We start from the raw sequence: 18,007 nt of genomic DNA on the forward strand, positions 1-18,007 counted from the left end.
CCCCATCATGTTATCTGGGCGATTTCAGGTTTGCGCCTTGCTCAACGTTGAATACAAGCGATGGCAAGACCGGCCGTCACGTTTGGCCTGATATAGGGCTAAATCTGCAGCGTGAAGAATGTCCGCAGCGTTGGGCCTCTTGAACTGCGTGGACAAGGCAGTACCGATACTGGCCGAGATGGTACAGAACTGGTTCTGAAACAACATCGGTTCCTTCAATCTTGAGATCAGACGCCCGGCAATGGAGGCCAGAGTTTCCTCTTGCGTCAAGCCTTTGAAAACAATTACAAACTCATCCCCACCGACCCTGGCGACGGTGTCGTTGCTTCGCGTCTCCTCCTGCATGATGTGGGCCGCCTGTTGCAGGACGAAGTCACCAGCCGCATGCCCCAGCTTGTCATTCACCGATTTGAAAAAGTCCAAATCCAGATGCATAAGTGCGAAGGTAGAATTTGCCGAGATCAGATGTGCGAGCAAGTGATCCATTGCTCTGCGGTTCTTCACTCCGGTCAACGTGTCGGTATACGCCTGCTCTTCGGCCGCGAGCATCGCACCCTGCAGCCGGAGGTTGAGAGAGCGGGATGCCTCCATCGCGGCGGACTTGGCTTCGACCAGATACAACAACTCAATTGCCAGATCAGTGCCCGAGAAATCTGCGCTTGTCAGCGCATAATCCCGCACCGCATCCAAAATTGAAATACCAAACGACAGGTTGATGACTGCACCACCGGAATGTGGCAAAGGCGCGACCAACCCCTTGAGGGTTGTGCGCGGTTCATCATGAAATTTCAGGTGCAGCTTTGCCCCGGCCATTGACATCAGGGCAGGAACAGTTGTGACCGCCCTGGGGCGGATCAGCTCAAACACATCCAGAAACCCCTGCCCCACCAGTGGCAGCTCGGGTCGCAATTTTTGCAGGGTCGGACCTGCTTGCTGGACGCAACCGTTTTGGTCCACCAGCAGAAACATCGGGCAAAGCGTTTCCAGAAGACCAGCCAGTTCCCGGGTGTCTGTCATCCGTTCCGAGCCCCCAGATCAAAGTGCCGCCCTTCAGCAAAAGCGCTTTCAACCAACATGATGGAAATAACGTCACTATCCTGCTGCTGCCCCTCATGCGACAGCATCACCAGCGCGCCATAGTCATCGGCCATTGCGCGTAAGACGCCAACCATGACGCTGGAATACCCTGGCAACCCCAGAGAACAGCACAGTTGATATTCTGCGGTTGAAAGCTCTCTCAACTCCAATGCCGGCAGGGTCAAATCGGACACGGCCAGCCGCACGCGGTCTGCCAGATCATCCAGCGAATGCAGAAACTCGATATAGCTGACGCCTCCAAATCTGAGAAGACGGCGCAATCCTTCCATATTCGGGTGAGACACAAGATAGGTACCCAGATCTTCTAGAATTTCGGCTTGCGACCGATTGAGGTCGGCGCTCAGTGCCTCCATTACCCGAGTCGTCATGTCATCGTCATAGACGAGCATGGCTTCAAACTCGACAATCCCCAGCCGCGCAACTTCGGTCACGCGCAGCCAGCAGGATCGCCCGTAGGTCGCACAGACAAAGGACTGTATCGCCCTATTGATCAGACCATGCATCAGATGCCCCAGATTGGTGTCCTTTGCACTGTGGTCTGATAAACCTTAACAAACAGCCAATATCCACCCTGAGTTGTGGCGAATGCAACCGGGTACCAGTTCGACATCACCTGCCTGGTCAGAAATCCGTGGGCGCGCCGCCTTCCGCTTTGCGACGTTCAACAAACGCGGCCAGTTCCTCGCGAATGCCTTCATCCATCGGGGGCGCTTCGAAACTCGAAATGATCTCTTTGAACATGTGGTGGGCGCGTTCTGCGGTCCAGATCCCACCAGCGACCTCCCACCCTTCATAGTTTTTCCAATCACTCAGGAAGGGTTGATAGAAGGCCGTAGTATAGCGATCCTGCGTATGCTGAATGCCAAAGAAATGACCGTCGTTTCCGACCGACCTGATCGCATCCAGTGCAATCTCATCCGGTCCTGTGGCGGTTAGCTCTGGGTTCATATATCGTTGAATCTGCTGCAATATTTCGCAATCCATAATGAATTTTTCCGGGCTGGCGATCAGACCGCCCTCAAGCCAACCGGCTGCATGATAGACCATATTGGTGCCCGACTGCACGGACGCCCAAAGAGAATTCGAAGTCTCCCACACCGACTGCCCGTCCGGCACATTTGCTGCGCAAACACCCGAAGACCGCATGGGCAAGCCATAGAACCGCGCCATTTGACCTGTCATCTGGGTCGAGCGCATGTACTCCGGTGTTCCAAAGGCAGGCGCACCGGACTTCATGTCCACGTTCGAAGTGAAGGTTCCGATCACGCAAGGAATACCGGGGCGCACATACTGGAACAAAGCAATAGCACACAAAGCCTCAGCCAGAGATTGCGCCACTGCCCCCGCCATGGTTACGGGCGCCATGGCCCCGGCCAGTGTAAACGGAGTAACCACAATCGCCTGACCGCGCCGTGCCAGGCGTAAACAACCGTCAATCATCGGGTGGTCGTGTTTCAGCGGCGATGTGGAGTTAATATTGGTGTACATGCGCGGTGCGGCCTCGAATTCCTCGTGGCTCAGACCACCCGCAATACGCACCATCTCCATGACATCTTCGACGCGTTCTTTGCCCAACGAATAGGCGTGCATCGCCTTGTCGGTCAGGGTCAGCTTGTCATACAGCACATCCAGATGGCGGACGCTCGCGTGGATATCGACCGGTTCAACCGGGTATCCGCCCGCGAAATGAATACAATTGAAATACTGCGTCAGCTTCAGAAGGTTCCGGCACATCTCACGATTGCCGGGCACCTTTTTTCCGATTTCCATGTCCCAGTAGTTCGGTGGAGACGAGACGTTGCCGAACAGGATATTCTTGCCGCCAATTTCGATCTTGCGATCCAGATTGCGAGGGGTGATTGAAAACTGGCTGGGGGCTTTGGCAATCATCTCCATGACAAAGTCCCGCCCCATACGGACATTGTCGCCGTCAATGGTACAACCGGCTTCGCGCAGGATGCCAACCGCCTCTTCGTTATAAAACTCGATCCCGATCTCTTCGAGGATACGCATGGCCCCTCCATGGATCGCTTCGATGCCAGCCTGATCCAAAGGCTCTGTAGGGCGATCGATATTGACAGGCGGATCCCAGGGCATCTGGTCAATCGCTGCGCTGCCCCTGCGCGCAGCCGCCCCTGCGCGCCCTCCTCCGCGGCGCTTGCGTGTGGTGGTCTCGGCCATCGGTGCCTCCGTTCTTGCTTAATTTAAGCAAGCCCCGAAGACACAGCTATGGCCGCTCCGTCTGCGACAGAATATGTCGGTTTTCTATTCCCGTCCGTTGAAACCAGGAATTAACCAATCAGCTTTTGGCCAGCCATTCCGGAATATGCCCGATATCCGGCAAAACCACATCCGCCATTGGTGCCAGAGCGTCAGCTTCGGCCAGACCTGTCAGAACGCCGATTGTGGTCATCCCTGCCGCACGCCCGGCCTGCAAGTCATGAAGACTGTCGCCCACCATTGCGATACGAGAAGGCTCAACTCCGATGTGCGCGGCAAAGGCCAACAACTGGCCCGGCCCAGGCTTGAATCCGTGACCACTGTCATACCCGGCCACAAAATCGAAGTGTTCCCGTATCCCGACGGATTCAAGATGCTGCAATGCGGGATGCTCACTGTCATTTGTCGCAACGCCCAGCTTTATTCCCGCGTTTTGCAAACCTTCCAGGAACGGAACCAATGGAATGGCAGGCGCTTGCGGGGCTGCGGCGGCCTCGGCATTCATCAAATCCACTATCTCTTGCAAGGTCATGCCATCAACATGTGCAATCAAAACCTCAGCGATTTCCTCAACTGTCGCTGCGATTACAATGCTGTCTTCGGTGTATTGTTCTTGTTCGAAATCATATCCGATGACTCGGCCAAGCTCGGTCGCGCGATCTTTATCCCCGCCTGACAGGCGCAACAGCATAGAGCGCCCAAAAGCCCCCCAGGTGTTCGCAAAATCAAACAGCGTGCCATCTTTATCGAAGATGATCGCATCTATCGGCATCGGGTGCTCCTGCGGTAAAGATTGTTTACGTCCAGTGTACGTCAGCGCCGCCGGACAATACTGCCCTCGCTTGGGCAGGAAGATCATAGGCGAGTGAATTGGCGTCACAAAACGCCATGACCCACGAATCGTCAAGCACCAGAAAATCAAGAACCGACGCCAGAAAGTCCGGATCGCCTGCCCGATCACGCGCATCCTCGATCGATGCGCCTGTGGAGCCCAGAAAAACAGGCAAAAGCTCGTCATTGCTGACCAGCCAGGCCAGGGCCGTCAGAGCAAGTGTTTCGGCGGAATCGGAAGATATCGGCATAAACTGAGGTGAGATCCGGTCTTGGAAAGGGTTTGTTAACCAGACTCATAAACACTTTGTTCACGCATGCAATCAACGGTGAACAACTATGTCTGTGCAGGGAACCATCCTTGTCCTCGACGGGGTATCGACCAATCGCATAATGCTGAAGGTACAGCTAACCGCGGCCTGGTATCACGTGGTGCAGGGTGAAAAGCTTGAAGGATTGCCCGCACTTGTGCGTCGTACGCAACCTGATCTGGTTCTGACGGCTCAGACGTTGCCGGATGGCACGGCCGCGGATGTTAAGAAGGCGATTGTGAAGGTGCCCGGCCTTGATGACGTCCCCGTTGTGGCGCTTGCCGCGCAAAACGACCGGGACGCACGTCTGCGGGCGCTGAAGGACGGGCTGGACGATGTGCTGACGCAACCGTTCAAGGACACCTTGCTGCTGGCGCGCATTCGCAGCCTGTTGCGTGCGCGTGCAGTTACCCAGGACCTGCAGGTCAGCAACGGATCGCAACCAATTGGGTTCGCGGAACCAGCCCCGGCGATAATCAGACCGCCCAAAGCGGCGCGGGTTGATATTCTGACCCAGACTGCCCGAACCGGCGCCCTCTGGCACAAGGGACTGGATGATCAACGCCAATTCGATTTGCATTGGCATCTTCAGTCAAACCTGCAGGGCGTTCTGTCCGGCGCCATTCCAGATGCGATTGTGGTCGAGCTGGGCCCGCAACCGTCCGGTCTGAATATCCTTGCAGATCTCAGGTCACGCGGTGTGACACGGCACACTGTGTTGATTGGGGTGTTGAAGGACGAAGACGCCGGGCGGGCCTCGGAAGCTCTGGACCGAGGGGCAGATGCCGTCTGTATGGGCGGGTTCTGCGCACAGGAGATCCTGTTGCGGCTTGATAATCAGATTGCCCGCAAAGCTCGGCTTGATCAGATGCGGACCTCTCTCAGAAGAGGTATTGCAGAATCCTGGATCGATCCGTTGACCGGGCTGCACAATCGCCGCTATGCCATGCGGGCACTGGATCAGATCGCGCGCCAATCCGCTCGGACGGGGCGCAGCTTTGCCATCATGCTGGCCGATCTGGATCACTTCAAGGCAATCAATGACGGCCATGGCCATGTCTGCGGTGATTGTGTTTTGACGCAGGCGGCAGAGCGTATGCAAAACGCCCTGGGATCTCGCGGCTTTGTCGCCCGCATCGGCGGCGAAGAGTTCATGATCGGCGTGCCGGATGTGTCGTCCAAACAGGCGTTGAACCTGGCCGAAACCGTTTGTGACAGCATCTGTCAGTCCCCCTTCCCTTTGCCGGATCAGGGGGCGCAAGTTGATGTAACGGTCAGTATTGGGCTGAAACTGTCTCAGGCCGGTCCCACGGGGCAAGACCGTGCAGCCGAACACGTGGAGAACCTGATAAAGTCTGCGGACAAAGCACTTTACGCTGCGAAGAAAGCGGGGCGCAATCAGGTGAGTGTCAGGCAAAGCGCTGCCTGAAGCAATCAGTCTCTTTTCTTGTGCCCGTGCGGCCCTCGTTTAACAACCTCCTGCAATCTGTCTGCATAGACCTGCCGTTCATCATCACTCATGGCGGTCACGCGCGCCAGCCATTGCGCTTGCAAGGCGTGTTGCAAGTTGGCCGTGGCCTGCGCTTGTTGTTGCAGCAGAACCTGAACCGCCACCGGATCAAAGGGCTCTGCACGCAAAGCCTGACTCAGCGCTTCGAAATCCTGGGTACGACCCTTGGATCCCTTCTTGTGCAGGCCCGACAACTCGCCCCGCATGGCCTTGCGATCGTCTTTGGGCAATGCGCGGTACAAAGCGGGGCCAAATCCGGGTGGTGCTTTGGCATGGTCCCCACCTTTGAGGCGCAACACCGTACCAACAGCGACGCCGACAATCAGCAGGTTCAACGCCAATGACACGACCAGGACAACAGGGATCCACCTGCGTTTGGGCTTGGGATCAGTGTTCATTCCGTGCTCTCCAGAAAACTCGAGTCAAATCCAAGGTCCGCCACAAGGAAGGTTGTCTCTTGCGACGTCAGCAGGTTGGCAGGGTCAGGCAAAAAGGTTGGTGCGGAAAACCCGATCCAGACACCGGCAGCACTTGCGGCGACAAGCCCGCCAAGGCCCTGCCATCCTCCTACATTTCTCACCAACCTGTTCCATATCGAAGGTTTCGGTTGCTGTGCAGGTGCAAGACGACCGAGGCGGACAGATTCAGCATCAGTCTGGATTCGTACGGCCAGATCGTCGGGCAGAACCGGCCGCTGCTGCCGCGCCTGCGCAAACAAATGATCCAGTTCCATGTCTTCATCCGCCATTGTCATACCCCAGTTCTTCACGTCTTCCGGCTAAGATCGCTGTCAGGTTTCGCTTGCCACGCGCGGTCAGGCTTTCGACTGCTTCTACCGAAATGCCCATAATCCCGGCAATCTCGGGGTTGGGCAGTTCTTCAATATGGCGCAGCACGATCGCCTGTCGCTGTCGTTCGGGCAGTTCAGCCAGGGCCGACTGCAAAGCATCCTTGCGCGCCTCATCCTGCATTCGGTCAACCACGCTGGCCTTACCGTCTTCGGGTTCAGGAACGTCCGACAACCTGTCAGGTGTCTTCTTGCGCCGCATGTCTACACACAGGTTCAATGTCACCCGATACAGCCAGGTCGAAACTTTGGCCTGACCCGACACCCAATCCGGCGCCATCTGCCACAACCGCATCATCGCATCCTGCGTCACGTCTTCCGCCTCGGCCCTGTTCCCCAACATGCGCAAAGCAACCGAGTAACAGCGTGGACCCAACCGATCGGTCAAGACTCGTGCGGCCCCTGCCTCGCCATCGGCAAATTGCCTCAGCAACACATCGTCGCTGAGTGTGTTCGCGGTGCATTCAACACCGCGAACGTCTTGTGGGTGGGAGGTCAGATCCTCCATCCTGCATCAGTTATCGTTTGCGTTCGATTTGTGATGCTTTTTCTTTTGGTGCCGCCCCATCCGGTCTTTGGCATCGGCAAATTCCTGTTCCGAGATTCCGCCACTGTTATCCGCATCCATCCGGTCAAACATCTTGTCAGCCCGGCGCGGTTTCGGCAACTCATCCTGGCTAAGGAAACCATCTTTATTCGCGTCGTTGTTTTCGAACATCCTGGCAACCCGATCGCTTACTTTCTTTTGGGCAGCGGCCTGCATTTCCTCAAGGCTCAGCTGCCCATCACCATTGGTGTCCGCCTCGGTGAAACGCGCAGTACGATGCGCCTCCATCTCCTGTTGCGTCACCTGACCGTCGCCGTTGGCGTCCAGTTCCTGAAAGGACACGGGATCGCGGCCACCCGGGCCTGCAGCCAGAACAGAAGTACCGGTAACTGCGACTGCCGACAGAACGATGGCCGAGATGAAATTCACGTTTTTCATTTCTGTTTTCCTTTATTGACGCGGCCCAAGTGCCGCTGCTCATACCCATTCAAACGGGCAGTGTCCGGATTTCCGTCGCCGAACCTGAGAATTTTTTTGGCGGATTTGAGATTATCGTGGGCCAGTTCAATCGGAGGGCGTTGCAAAGCGACGCACCCCCTTTTAAATCTATGCGAACAGGCCCATTATCCGGCAAAGATTAATGCGCGAGTTATATTATGACGGATCAGACGATCGAGACGACCACAGAAGATGAGCGTGAAACATGGCCCGCCCTGGTCAAGGGGTTTCGCTGCAAATGCCCCAACTGTGGGGACGGCAAACTGTTGCACAGCTATCTCAAGGTCAATGATTCCTGCTCGAACTGCGGGCAGGAACTGTTTCATCATCGCGCTGATGACGGGCCAGCCTACCTGACGATTTTGCTGGTCGGCCATTTGCTGGCACCGGCTCTGCACGTGTCATATGTGCATTGGCGGCCAGATCCGTGGACCATGGCCATTGGGTTTTCCATCGGTTGCATTGCGTTGTCCCTATTCTTGTTGCCGCGCCTGAAAGGCGCAGTTGTGGCGTATCAATGGGCGCGTCGAATGCATGGCTTTGAAAAATCCGCGTGACCCGAACCGGTTGATCAGATTGGACATGACACCCGACAAGACCGCCATTCGAGACGCTGCAACGGTTATCGTGCTGAGGGACAGATGGACCAACCCATCGATCCTTATGGGCCAACGCGGTTCCAAAGCGGCTTTCATGCCCAACAAATTCGTGTTTCCTGGTGGCGCGGTTGATCCAGCCGATGCGGATGTTCCGTTGGCAACGGAATTGCCGGAGTTGTGCCTTGAACGTTTGGGAGAACAGGCCGAAGCGGGGATTCAAGGTGCGCTCGCCGCTGCTGCCATACGCGAGCTATGGGAAGAGACAGGTCTTGTTCTCGGCCAGCTGGGCACCTGGCCCGGTCATGTTCCTGACGATTGGAAGAGCTTTTCCGCCTTGGGTTATCTGCCAACTGCAGCTGCACTGCAGTTCGTCTTTCGCGCGGTAACTCCTCCGGGTCGTCCCCGCCGGTTCGATGCACGGTTCTTTCTGGTCGACGCCGAAGCTTTGCAAGGCGATCTGGATGATTTCAGTCACGCCTCGGATGAGCTGTCGCACCTGCAATGGGTGCAACTGGATCGGGCGCGTGATCTGGATCTGCCGTTTATTACCGAGGTCGTTCTGGCGGAAATCGCGGCCCGGGTTACCTCCCCCGAGCCGCCATCGTCGGTTCCCTTCTACAAAAACAACGAAGAAGCCAACCTGTTCCTGCGTCTCAGGGGCTATCCGATGCCTGATCACGACTGACGGTTCAGTTTCACCGCATTCGGCTGATCACCACCGTCACTTCGGGCTTTTTGCCGATTTCCGCTTTGGCCGTCTGCCGAACGATCCGACGCATTTCATCTTCCAGCTTGTCGTCATCGCGCAGAGTCTTGGCCGCAGCCCGCATCAGGAACTGGTTCAGATCTTCTTCCAACACTTCGACCAAAGCAGCACGAGACGTTCCGATCTCAGGCAGGCCCATGGTATCGCACCACGGCTCGCCCAGCGGTTCGTCTTCTTCGTCCAGAACAACAGTTACAGTGACGTGCCCGTTCAGGGCCATGCGGATACGATCCCGCACCACTCCATCAAGTGCACCGATTTTCACCGTTCCGTCCAGATAAGTGCGACCGGTTTCGACGTAATCAACAACCACAGGTGCGTTGCCACTGAGATCCAGCAGGGTGCCGTTCACCGCGAGCACACCGGTTTTGCCGCCCTGTTCCGCCAGTTTGACGTGTTCGCGCAGATGCCGGTGTTCGCCATGCATCGGAATTACAAACTGCGGATCGATCAATGCGTGGACCTTCTCAAGATCTGGCCGGTTTGCATGGCCAGAGACATGATAAAGGCCCGAGCTGTCATCGACCACATCCACGCCCTTTTCGCTGAGCTGGTTCATGATGAAGATGACGCCCCGTTCGTTCCCGGGGATGGTTTTCGAGGAGAACAGGAACAGATCGCCCTCAGCCAACTCCAAACCCCGGTACTTACCACGGGCCAATTGGGCGCTGGCGGCACGGCGTTCGCCCTGACTGCCAGTTACAATCAGCATCAGGTTTTGGCGCGGAAGATCCAGCGCCTCTTCCGCGCTGATCACTTTGGGGAAATCCGACAGAATGCCGGTCTCGGTCGCGGCTTCGATCATCCGGCGCATGGCCCGACCCAACAGGACGATCGACCGCCCGGCCCGTGCCCCCGCTTCGGCCAGCGTTTTGACCCGCGCGACATTTGAGGCAAAGGTCGTTGCCACAACCATACCTTCGGCGCTTTCGACCAACTTGACAATCTCGGGGCCAACTTCGGATTCCGAACGGCCCGGATGGGTTGAGAACACATTTGTACTGTCACAGACCAGCGCCTTGACGCCGGGCTTGGCGACTTCGGTCCACAGGTCGGGGTCAAAGGCTTCCCCGACGACCGGAGCCGCATCCAGCTTGAAATCGCCCGAATGCACGACCCGTCCTGCAGGCGTATCGATAACAAGTGCCGCACTTTCAGGAATCGAGTGCGAAACCGGAAGAAAGCCAACCGTGAACGGCCCGACAGAAACCTGTTCGGGCCACGCGGAAACGGTCGTCACCGCCTCGGCCGGGTGGGCATGTTCGTCCATCTTGCGGCGCGCAATATTGGCCGTGAAGGCGCGCGCATAGACCGGCGCACCCAAGGCTTCATAGCAATGGGCCACGGCACCGATGTGATCTTCATGGGCATGCGTGATGAAAACACCATCAAGCCGGTCAGCGCGCTCTTTCAGCCACGAGATATCCGCATAGATGAGGTCAACGCCCGGCGTTGTGTCCATGTCGGGAAAGGTGACGCCCAAATCCACAAGGATCAGACGTTCCTGCCCCGGTTTGCCATAGCCGTACACATAGGCGTTCATGCCAATTTCACCCGCGCCACCCAGCGGCAGGTAGATCAATCTTTCACTGCTCATGTGGAGCCATTGTCCTTGTTATAGCGATGGATCACGGTCAGCCCGTGCATCGTCAGATCATCTTCGATTGCGTCGAACCCCACGTCGGCCTGATCGAACAAGGGGGCCAGCCCTCCGGTTCCAACGACTTTCATCGGCATTCCGTATTCTCCCTTGATCCGGGCAATCAGCCCTTCGATCAAGCCGGAATATCCCCAATACACGCCCGATTGGATACAACCAACCGTATTCGTACCGATCACTCTTTCGGGTCGAGTGATGTCAATATGCGGCAGCGCCGCGGCGCCCTGGTGCAGGGCTTCGAGACTCAGGTTCACACCCGGTGCGATAATGCCACCCACATAGGCACCATCGGCGGCGACAACATCAAAATTCGTCGCAGTGCCAAAATCCACGACAACCACATTGCCGCCATGACGGTCAAACGCACCCACAGCGTTGGCCAATCGATCCGGGCCGGGCACTGTCCCTTCATCCACACGAGGCGGTACAGGCAAAAGGCAATCGGGTTTACCCACGACCAGTGGTCTGCAGCCAAAAAAACGATCGGCGAAGATGCGCAGATTGAACACCACACGTGGTACCGTCGAGGCAATGATGACATCGGTGATATCCGCCTCGATGCCATAATGTTTCACCAGCGTCGAATACCAGGTGAAATATGCGTCTGCCGTGCGCGCGTGGTGGGTCGAGGTGCGCAGGGTACACAGGAATCGCTCACCGTCCCAAATCGAGAAAACGGTATTGGTATTGCCGCAATCGATGGCCAGAAGCATCCGCGCCCCTCTCAGAAATAGACATCCGCCGCAGGAATGCTCACGCGGCCTTTGGCGGTGTTTAAGACAAGGTTACCGCCTGCGTCCACCGTTTCGAAGGTCCCAACCGTCTCTGACGTACCGGTACGAGCGGTGATGACCTCGCCCAACCGGGCCGCGCGGGACAGCCAGGCGGTGCGGATCGGCTCGAACCCATAGGTGACGAATTGGGTTTCATACGTGGCGTAAGCAGCGGCCAGTTCAGTCAGAAAATCCTCGGGCGAGACATTTGCCCCGGTTTCCGACAGCAATGAGACGGGCCGAACCGCGCCAGGTTCCACCGCCTCTGCGTCCGGGGCATTGGCCAAGTTCACGCCGATACCGATGGACAAATGCGCCACGCCACGCCCCTGCCCGGTGCTTTCCAGCAAGATACCGGCAAGCTTGCCCCCGTTCAGCAGCACGTCATTGGGCCATTTCAGCGACAGTCCTGCGGCCCGCCCTGTAACGGCAACACAAGCGTCAAACAGCGCCAGCGCAGCCACGAAACTGCGTAGGGCCGCCTGCTCCGGCGCGCCCTGAGGACGCATCAACAATGTCGCTGCCAGATTGCCCATCGGGTTGGCCCAGGTCCGGCCACGTCGCCCACGCGCCGCCGTTTGATGATGCGCCATGATCCAGACAGGTCCCCGCGCGTCGGGAGCAATCCGCGCCGCCTCGTTGAGTGTGCTGTCGACTTCCTGCACCTCGTGCAGGCCATAGCCTTGGGGCCACTTGGTCATATCAAAAAGGCCCGGTCGCGCGACCGAGCCCCTCCTTCAGATTGTTCCAAACGCTCAGTTGACAAGCGTAGCCGCCGCAGCTGCCGCCGCGCCCTCGACACCGAACTGATAGAAGATACCGACCAGCATCAAAGCTGCTGACCCCATCAATGCCACCCACAGGACAGGTGTCGACTTAGTTTCGATTGGCTCTTCGTTCTCTGCCCCGAAATACATGTAGAAGACGATCCGCAGGTAGTAGAAAGCACCGATAACCGAGGCGATTGCCGAAACGACCACAAGCCCTGTCAAACCAGCGCTGACACCTGCCTGCCAAACACCAAATTTCGCGAAAAAACCCAACATGGGCGGCACGCCCGCAAGGCTGAACATCAGGATCAGAACAGCCAAGGCCTTACCTGGATCGCGCTTGGAATACTGGCGCAGAGCGTCAATGTCGGTGATGGGTTTACCGTCACGTTCCATCATCAAAATGAAGGCGAAGGTACCGATGTTCATAGTCACATAGATGGCAAGATACATCAGCATTGCCTTGATACCCAGCTCTGTACCCGCGGCCAGACCGATCAGCGCATAGCCCATATGTGCAATCGATGAAAATGCCATCAGACGCTTGATGTCGCGCTGCCCGATGGCAGCCACTGCACCCAGCAGCATTGACAGTACCGAGAGCAGGACGATCACCTGCTGCCAGTCTTTGACAATACCGCCGAACGCGTCGTGCAACAGGCGTGCGAACAAGGCCATCGCTGCAACTTTCGGAGCTGTGGCAAAGAAAGCCGTGATCGGCGTCGGCGAGCCTTCGTATACGTCCGGTGTCCACATGTGGAACGGAACGGCCGAAACCTTGAAGGCCAGACCCGAGATCAGGAAAATCAGGCCAAACAGCAGACCAAGGGAAACATCGCCGTGGTGAACGGTTTGGATAATACCCGAGAACAGCGTGGTACCGGTAAAGCCATAGACCAGCGATGCACCATAGAGCAGCAGGCCCGAACTCAGCGCACCAAGCACGAAGTACTTCAGGCCCGCTTCAGTCGATTTCGCGCTATCACGACGCAGCGCCGCCACGACATAGAGAGACAGAGATTGCAACTCAAGGCCCATGTAAAGCGACATCAGATCGCCCGCGCTGACCATCATCATCATGCCCACGGCGGCCAGCGCCACCAGCAACGGGTACTCAAAACGCAGCAAATCACGACGTGCCATGTATTCCTGGCTCATGACCAGTACAGCGCCTGCCGACAGCAAGATGGCAACCTTGGCAAAGCGGGCAAAGCCGTCATCGACGAACATGCCGTTGAAGGCCACGTTGGTCCCCCCGCCCTGGGTCGCAATCCAGATGGCCAGAAGGGCCATCAGACCTGCCGTGGTCCAGACCAAAAGAGGCGCTAAGCCGTCCTTTGTCGTGTAGACAGCCCCCAACAGCGCCGCCATCGCATAAAGCGCCAGAATGATTTCCGGCAGGATAATTGTCAGATCAGCCTGGATCATGTCTCCAAAGCTCCCTTAATGCGAAGCGGCTGTCTGGGTCGCGGCCTCAGCCGCGGCCAGAGCCGTGTCATAGTTCGAAATCAGCGCAGCGGTGGATTGCCCGATCACATCGGTCACCAGTGACGGGTAGACACCCAGCAGGATGGTCATCACGATCAGCGGGGCAAAGATCAACCGCTCGCGCGAGCTCATGTCGGTCATCGCCTTCAGGCTTTCCTTGATCAGATCGCCAAACACCACCCGACGGTACAGCCACAGCGCATAACCCGCCGAAAAAATCACACCGGTCGCTGCCACGGCTGTCACCCACGTGTTTACCTGGAAGGCTCCCATCAGCGTCAGGAATTCGCCGATGAACCCGGATGTCCCTGGCAGACCGACATTGGCCATGGTGAACAGCATGAATACCAGCGCATAGGCCGGCATCCGGATCACCAGACCGCCATAGGCCTCGATATCGCGGGTATGCATCCGGTCATAGATCACCCCGACACACAAGAAGAGCGCGGCCGAGATAAACCCGTGGCTGAGCATCTGGAAAATTGCGCCATCGATACCCTGCTGGTTCGCGGCAAAGATACCCATGGTCACAAAGCCCATATGCGCGACCGAGGAATAAGCGATCAGCTTTTTCATGTCCTCCTGAACTAGTGCCACCAACGAGGTATAGACGACCGCAATGGCAGACATCCACAACACCAGATCGGTCATTACCGCCGAGCCCACTGGGAACATCGGCAGGCTGAACCGCAGGAACCCATAGCCGCCCATCTTCAGCAGGATGGCTGCCAGAACAACCGAGCCCGCCGTCGGCGCCTGAACGTGTGCATCCGGCAACCAGGTGTGAACCGGCCACATCGGCATCTTCACAGCAAAGGACGCGAAGAAGGCCAGGAACATCAGCGTCTGCATACCGCCGACCACGTAGATGCCCAGAACGCTGAAACTTTCGGACGAGAACTGATGGCTCATCAGTGCCTCGATATCCGTAGTGCCTGCATCCGCATACATCGCAACCATCGCCACCAGCATCAGTACCGAGCCGAGGAAGGTGTAGAGGAAGAACTTGAAGCTGGCGTAGATCCGTTCCTTGCCGCCCCATATGCCGATGATCAGGAACATCGGGATCAGACCGGCCTCAAAAAACAGGTAGAACAGTACCAGATCCAGCGCCATGAAGACGCCCAGCATCAACGTTTCCAGCAGCAGGAAGGCGACCATGTATTCCTTGACGCGGTCAGTCACGTTCCAGCTGGCCAGAATGGTAAGCGGCATGATGAAGGTGGTCAGAAGTACAAACAGAACACTGATGCCATCAACGCCCATCTTGTACTTGAGGCCCATCAGCCACTCACCCTCTTCCACCATCTGGAAGCCGGTGTTTGAGGGGTCAAAGCCGGTATAGATGCCAATCGACACAAGGAAGGTCACAGTGGTTGCCAGAAGTGCAATCCACTTGGCGTTGCGCTGTGCTGCCACATCATCACCGTGCAGGAACAGGGCCAGAATGCCTGCTGCAATAGCCGGGATAAACGTAACAATGGAAAGGATGTTGTCCATTAGTGGGCCCCTCCGCCGATAGACATCCAGGTCACAAGGGCCGCGATGCCCAGCACCATCCAGAAGGCATAGGTAAAGATGTACCCGGTCTGCGCCTTGCCAGCGAGGCGGGTAAAGAAGGGAACAACGCCCATTGCTACTCCGTTCAGGAATCCATCGATTGTATTGCCGTCACCGCGTTTCCACAGGAATCGTCCAAGCGCCACAGTGGGTTTGACGAAGATCGCGTCATAGATTTCGTCGAAATACCACTTGTTCAGCAGGAACAGGTACAACGGACGCTGATTTGCAGCCAGACGGGCCGGCAGCGTCGTGTTCACGATGTAGAACCAGTACGCAACCACAAAGCCAAGCAACATTGCGACGAAGGGTGAAACCTTGACCCATTTCGGAGCCGCATGCGCATCGTCCAGAACGTGATTGTCTGGGGCCATATAGAGCGCACCTTCACCCGGTTCACCTGCGAACACATAATGGTGGTCACCGCCAAGTGCGTCTTTCTCGCCATGTTCCGCATTGTCGGCATGGCCGTCGTCTGCGTGGCTTTCGTCGGCATGGCTGTCTTCACCGTGCGAAACGTCCACCGCAGCATGATCACCGGCCTCGGCTGTATCATTGGCCTCGGCATGCTCCGATGCTTCTGCAACCGGAATACCGTAGAACTTGCCGACCTTGTCCGCATGGCCAAAGAAGTTGCCGTACCAGATCATCCCGGCAAACACTGCACCCAGTGACAAGACGCCCAGCGGTACCAGCATGGTCATCGGGCTTTCATGCGCGTGGTCGTGCGTATGCTTGTCCCCGCGCGGTTCGCCATAGAAGGTCAGGAAGATCAGGCGCCAGCTGTAGAACGAGGTGAACATCGCCGCGATCACCAGCATCCAGAACGCATAGCCCGTTCCACCGGCATAGGCGCTTTCGATAATCGCGTCCTTTGACAGGAACCCGGCAAAACCAAAGGTCGTCAACGGGATACCGACACCGGTGATGGCCAGCGTCCCGATCATCATCGCCCAGAAGGTATAGGGGATCTTCTTACGCAGACCACCGTACTCCGTCATCTCCTGCTCATGATGCATCGCGTGGATCACCGAACCTGCGCCGAGGAACAGCAGCGCCTTGAAGAACGCGTGCGTGAACAGGTGGAACATCGCCGCCGAATACATGCCGACGCCAGCCGCCACGAACATGTAACCCAGCTGGGAACAGGTCGAATAAGCGATGACCCGCTTGATGTCGGTTTGGACCAGACCCACGGTTGCCGCAAAGAACGCGGTCGAGGCACCAAGGAAGGTGATAAACCCGGTCGCGCCGGGGGCGAATTCCATCAGCGGCGACATGCGGCAGACCAGGAAGACCCCCGCCGTCACCATGGTCGCGGCGTGGATCAGGGCTGACACAGGCGTCGGGCCTTCCATCGCGTCCGGCAACCATGTGTGCAGGATCAATTGCGCCGATTTACCCATCGCGCCAATGAACAGCAGAACGCAGATCACTTCGATCGCGGTCCACTCGCCCCACAGGAAGTGCAGCTTCTCTTCTGCCAGAGCAGGGGCCGAGGCAAAAATGTCCGAGAAATTGATGCTGTCGGTCAGGAAGAACAGTGCAAAGATGCCCAGAGCAAAGCCGAAGTCGCCCACCCGGTTGACGATGAAAGCTTTCATCGCCGCCGCGTTGGCCGACGGCTTGCGATAGTAGAACCCGATCAGCAGATACGAGGCGACGCCCACGCCTTCCCAGCCAAAGAACATCTGTACCAGATTATCCGCCGTCACCAGCATCAGCATGGCGAAGGTGAAGAAGGACAGATAGGCAAAGAAGCGCGGCTTATAGCTCTCGCCTTCGCGCCACTGCGGATCGTGATCCATGTAGCCAAAGGAGTAGAGGTGCACGAGCGCCGAGACGGTCGTCACCACGATCAGCATGATCGCGGTCAGCCGGTCCAAACGAATGGCCCAGCTTGTCGAAAGCGAGCCGCTTTCGATCCAGCGCATAATCTCGATCTGCTGGGTGTGACCGTCGAAGGTGAAGAAGACGATCCACGACAGTAGACAGGCCAGAAACAGCAGGCCCGTCGCAGTCCACATGGCCGCTTTCTGACCAATGAACTTCCAGCCGAACCCGCAAAGCAGCGCGCCCACCAGCGGGGCAAAGAGGATGGTGGTTTCCATGTTCTCTTACCCCTTCATCATATTGATGTCTTCAACCGCGATGGTGCCACGGTTGCGGAAGAAGCAGACCAGAATGGCCAGACCAATCGCCGCCTCAGCCGCCGCCACTGTCAGCACGAACAGCGTGAAGACCTGCCCGACCAGATCGCCGAGGAAACTGGAAAACGCCACGAGGTTGATATTCACCGCCAGCAGCATCAGTTCGATGCTCATCAGCAGGATGATGACGTTCTTGCGGTTCAGGAAGAGACCGAAGATGCCGATGACGAACAGCGTCGCCGCGACCGTTAGATAGTGTTCAAGTCCGATCATTTTCTTTCGGTCCCATTCGTTTCCTGTTCTTCGCTGCCCTAAACCCGACCCAAGCAAGTATAAAAGGCACCGCAACTAGTAGTTTCAGCAGCCAGTACTCCGCAGG

Annotated in this window: 19 protein-coding genes; 3 read left to right on the top strand and 16 right to left on the bottom strand. The window is 57.2% G+C overall.

Features of this window, described 5'->3' with window-relative positions; genetic code table 11:
• Positions 1 to 24: 24 nt before the first annotated feature.
• From ACR0K5_RS02420 to ACR0K5_RS02440, 5 genes are all read right to left on the bottom strand, one after another.
• Positions 25 to 1,017, bottom strand: a complete 993-nt coding sequence (locus tag ACR0K5_RS02420) for a diguanylate cyclase domain-containing protein (RefSeq protein ID WP_480628143.1) — start codon at positions 1,015 to 1,017, stop codon at positions 25 to 27.
• Positions 1,014 to 1,601 carry a heme NO-binding domain-containing protein gene (locus tag ACR0K5_RS02425; RefSeq protein WP_480628144.1) on the bottom strand — a complete coding sequence of 196 codons (588 nt, stop codon included), beginning with the start codon at positions 1,599 to 1,601 and terminating at the stop codon, positions 1,014 to 1,016. Before ACR0K5_RS02425 ends, ACR0K5_RS02420 begins: the two co-directional genes overlap by 4 nt.
• A gap of 118 nt (positions 1,602 to 1,719) precedes the next feature.
• Complete coding sequence (locus tag ACR0K5_RS02430) at positions 1,720 to 3,279, bottom strand: trimethylamine methyltransferase family protein (RefSeq protein ID WP_480628145.1); 1,560 nt, start codon at positions 3,277 to 3,279, stop codon at positions 1,720 to 1,722.
• Between the two features lie 118 nt (positions 3,280 to 3,397).
• Positions 3,398 to 4,090, bottom strand: a complete 693-nt coding sequence (locus ACR0K5_RS02435; RefSeq protein ID WP_480628146.1) for an HAD family hydrolase — start codon at positions 4,088 to 4,090, stop codon at positions 3,398 to 3,400.
• Between the two features lie 25 nt (positions 4,091 to 4,115).
• The gene (locus ACR0K5_RS02440; RefSeq protein ID WP_480628147.1) at positions 4,116 to 4,400 is read right to left on the bottom strand and encodes a DUF3572 domain-containing protein; all 285 of its coding nucleotides are present in this window, start codon (positions 4,398 to 4,400) and stop codon (positions 4,116 to 4,118) included.
• A gap of 88 nt (positions 4,401 to 4,488) precedes the next feature.
• On the opposite strand from ACR0K5_RS02440, the gene ACR0K5_RS02445 reads away from it, so the two are divergent.
• Positions 4,489 to 5,889, top strand: a complete 1,401-nt coding sequence (locus ACR0K5_RS02445) for a diguanylate cyclase (protein ID WP_480628148.1) — start codon at positions 4,489 to 4,491, stop codon at positions 5,887 to 5,889.
• 5 nt (positions 5,890 to 5,894) lie between these two features.
• Here ACR0K5_RS02445 and ACR0K5_RS02450 read toward each other — a convergent pair whose 3' ends face one another.
• The 4 genes from ACR0K5_RS02450 to ACR0K5_RS02465 are packed head-to-tail and all read right to left on the bottom strand — an operon-like array spanning position 5,895 to position 7,802.
• Positions 5,895 to 6,368 carry a periplasmic heavy metal sensor gene (locus ACR0K5_RS02450; RefSeq protein WP_480628149.1) on the bottom strand — a complete coding sequence of 158 codons (474 nt, stop codon included), beginning with the start codon at positions 6,366 to 6,368 and terminating at the stop codon, positions 5,895 to 5,897.
• Complete coding sequence (locus tag ACR0K5_RS02455) at positions 6,365 to 6,718, bottom strand: hypothetical protein (protein ID WP_480628150.1); 354 nt, start codon at positions 6,716 to 6,718, stop codon at positions 6,365 to 6,367. Before ACR0K5_RS02455 ends, ACR0K5_RS02450 begins: the two co-directional genes overlap by 4 nt.
• Positions 6,708 to 7,325 (bottom strand): RNA polymerase sigma factor, encoded by a 618-nt coding sequence (locus ACR0K5_RS02460; RefSeq protein WP_480628151.1) that lies wholly within the window; start codon positions 7,323 to 7,325, stop codon positions 6,708 to 6,710. Before ACR0K5_RS02460 ends, ACR0K5_RS02455 begins: the two co-directional genes overlap by 11 nt.
• 6 nt (positions 7,326 to 7,331) lie before the next feature.
• Positions 7,332 to 7,802, bottom strand: coding sequence for an EF-hand domain-containing protein (locus ACR0K5_RS02465; protein WP_480628152.1), 471 nt, complete (start codon positions 7,800 to 7,802; stop codon positions 7,332 to 7,334).
• Between the two features lie 218 nt (positions 7,803 to 8,020).
• On the opposite strand from ACR0K5_RS02465, the gene ACR0K5_RS02470 reads away from it, so the two are divergent.
• Both ACR0K5_RS02470 and ACR0K5_RS02475 read left to right on the top strand, forming a co-directional pair.
• Positions 8,021 to 8,419, top strand: a complete 399-nt coding sequence (locus ACR0K5_RS02470; RefSeq protein ID WP_480628153.1) for a DUF983 domain-containing protein — start codon at positions 8,021 to 8,023, stop codon at positions 8,417 to 8,419.
• 25 nt (positions 8,420 to 8,444) lie between these two features.
• Positions 8,445 to 9,146 (top strand): NUDIX hydrolase, encoded by a 702-nt coding sequence (locus ACR0K5_RS02475; RefSeq protein WP_480628745.1) that lies wholly within the window; start codon positions 8,445 to 8,447, stop codon positions 9,144 to 9,146.
• Between the two features lie 10 nt (positions 9,147 to 9,156).
• Here ACR0K5_RS02475 and ACR0K5_RS02480 read toward each other — a convergent pair whose 3' ends face one another.
• The 7 genes from ACR0K5_RS02480 to nuoK are packed head-to-tail and all read right to left on the bottom strand — an operon-like array spanning position 9,157 to position 17,901.
• Positions 9,157 to 10,824: a ribonuclease J gene (locus tag ACR0K5_RS02480; RefSeq protein WP_480628154.1), complete on the bottom strand. Its 1,668-nt coding sequence runs from the start codon at positions 10,822 to 10,824 to the stop codon at positions 9,157 to 9,159.
• A complete protein-coding gene (locus tag ACR0K5_RS02485) occupies positions 10,821 to 11,600 on the bottom strand; it encodes a type III pantothenate kinase (RefSeq protein WP_480628155.1) in 780 nt (259 codons plus the stop codon). The genes ACR0K5_RS02480 and ACR0K5_RS02485 overlap by 4 nt, the downstream gene beginning before the upstream one ends.
• Before the next feature lie 11 nt (positions 11,601 to 11,611).
• Positions 11,612 to 12,361 (bottom strand): biotin--[acetyl-CoA-carboxylase] ligase, encoded by a 750-nt coding sequence (locus tag ACR0K5_RS02490; RefSeq protein ID WP_480628156.1) that lies wholly within the window; start codon positions 12,359 to 12,361, stop codon positions 11,612 to 11,614.
• A gap of 54 nt (positions 12,362 to 12,415) precedes the next feature.
• On the bottom strand, positions 12,416 to 13,858 hold the full coding sequence (nuoN, locus tag ACR0K5_RS02495) for an NADH-quinone oxidoreductase subunit NuoN (protein ID WP_480628157.1): 1,443 nt from the start codon (positions 13,856 to 13,858) through the stop codon (positions 12,416 to 12,418).
• 15 nt (positions 13,859 to 13,873) lie between these two features.
• The gene (locus ACR0K5_RS02500) at positions 13,874 to 15,418 is read right to left on the bottom strand and encodes an NADH-quinone oxidoreductase subunit M (RefSeq protein WP_480628158.1); all 1,545 of its coding nucleotides are present in this window, start codon (positions 15,416 to 15,418) and stop codon (positions 13,874 to 13,876) included.
• Positions 15,418 to 17,589 (bottom strand): NADH-quinone oxidoreductase subunit L, encoded by a 2,172-nt coding sequence (gene nuoL, locus ACR0K5_RS02505; RefSeq protein WP_480628159.1) that lies wholly within the window; start codon positions 17,587 to 17,589, stop codon positions 15,418 to 15,420. Before nuoL ends, ACR0K5_RS02500 begins: the two co-directional genes overlap by 1 nt.
• A gap of 6 nt (positions 17,590 to 17,595) precedes the next feature.
• Positions 17,596 to 17,901, bottom strand: a complete 306-nt coding sequence (gene nuoK, locus ACR0K5_RS02510; protein ID WP_008208630.1) for an NADH-quinone oxidoreductase subunit NuoK — start codon at positions 17,899 to 17,901, stop codon at positions 17,596 to 17,598.
• Between the last annotated feature and the right edge of the window lie 106 nt (positions 17,902 to 18,007).

The organism is Ruegeria sp. AB9, from assembly GCF_056542585.1.

Coding starts and splice junctions, on each gene's coding strand:
- ACR0K5_RS02420 (WP_480628143.1), bottom strand. CDS start 1,017: ATGACAGACACCCGGGAACTGGCTGGTCTTCTGGAAACGCTTTGCCCG.
- ACR0K5_RS02425 (WP_480628144.1), bottom strand. CDS start 1,601: ATGCATGGTCTGATCAATAGGGCGATACAGTCCTTTGTCTGTGCGACC.
- ACR0K5_RS02430 (WP_480628145.1), bottom strand. CDS start 3,279: ATGGCCGAGACCACCACACGCAAGCGCCGCGGAGGAGGGCGCGCAGGG.
- ACR0K5_RS02435 (WP_480628146.1), bottom strand. CDS start 4,090: ATGCCGATAGATGCGATCATCTTCGATAAAGATGGCACGCTGTTTGAT.
- ACR0K5_RS02440 (WP_480628147.1), bottom strand. CDS start 4,400: ATGCCGATATCTTCCGATTCCGCCGAAACACTTGCTCTGACGGCCCTG.
- ACR0K5_RS02445 (WP_480628148.1), top strand. CDS start 4,489: ATGTCTGTGCAGGGAACCATCCTTGTCCTCGACGGGGTATCGACCAAT.
- ACR0K5_RS02450 (WP_480628149.1), bottom strand. CDS start 6,368: ATGAACACTGATCCCAAGCCCAAACGCAGGTGGATCCCTGTTGTCCTG.
- ACR0K5_RS02455 (WP_480628150.1), bottom strand. CDS start 6,718: ATGGCGGATGAAGACATGGAACTGGATCATTTGTTTGCGCAGGCGCGG.
- ACR0K5_RS02460 (WP_480628151.1), bottom strand. CDS start 7,325: ATGGAGGATCTGACCTCCCACCCACAAGACGTTCGCGGTGTTGAATGC.
- ACR0K5_RS02465 (WP_480628152.1), bottom strand. CDS start 7,802: ATGAAAAACGTGAATTTCATCTCGGCCATCGTTCTGTCGGCAGTCGCA.
- ACR0K5_RS02470 (WP_480628153.1), top strand. CDS start 8,021: ATGACGGATCAGACGATCGAGACGACCACAGAAGATGAGCGTGAAACA.
- ACR0K5_RS02475 (WP_480628745.1), top strand. CDS start 8,445: ATGACACCCGACAAGACCGCCATTCGAGACGCTGCAACGGTTATCGTG.
- ACR0K5_RS02480 (WP_480628154.1), bottom strand. CDS start 10,824: ATGAGCAGTGAAAGATTGATCTACCTGCCGCTGGGTGGCGCGGGTGAA.
- ACR0K5_RS02485 (WP_480628155.1), bottom strand. CDS start 11,600: ATGCTTCTGGCCATCGATTGCGGCAATACCAATACCGTTTTCTCGATT.
- ACR0K5_RS02490 (WP_480628156.1), bottom strand. CDS start 12,361: ATGACCAAGTGGCCCCAAGGCTATGGCCTGCACGAGGTGCAGGAAGTC.
- nuoN (WP_480628157.1), bottom strand. CDS start 13,858: ATGATCCAGGCTGATCTGACAATTATCCTGCCGGAAATCATTCTGGCG.
- ACR0K5_RS02500 (WP_480628158.1), bottom strand. CDS start 15,418: ATGGACAACATCCTTTCCATTGTTACGTTTATCCCGGCTATTGCAGCA.
- nuoL (WP_480628159.1), bottom strand. CDS start 17,589: ATGGAAACCACCATCCTCTTTGCCCCGCTGGTGGGCGCGCTGCTTTGC.
- nuoK (WP_008208630.1), bottom strand. CDS start 17,901: ATGATCGGACTTGAACACTATCTAACGGTCGCGGCGACGCTGTTCGTC.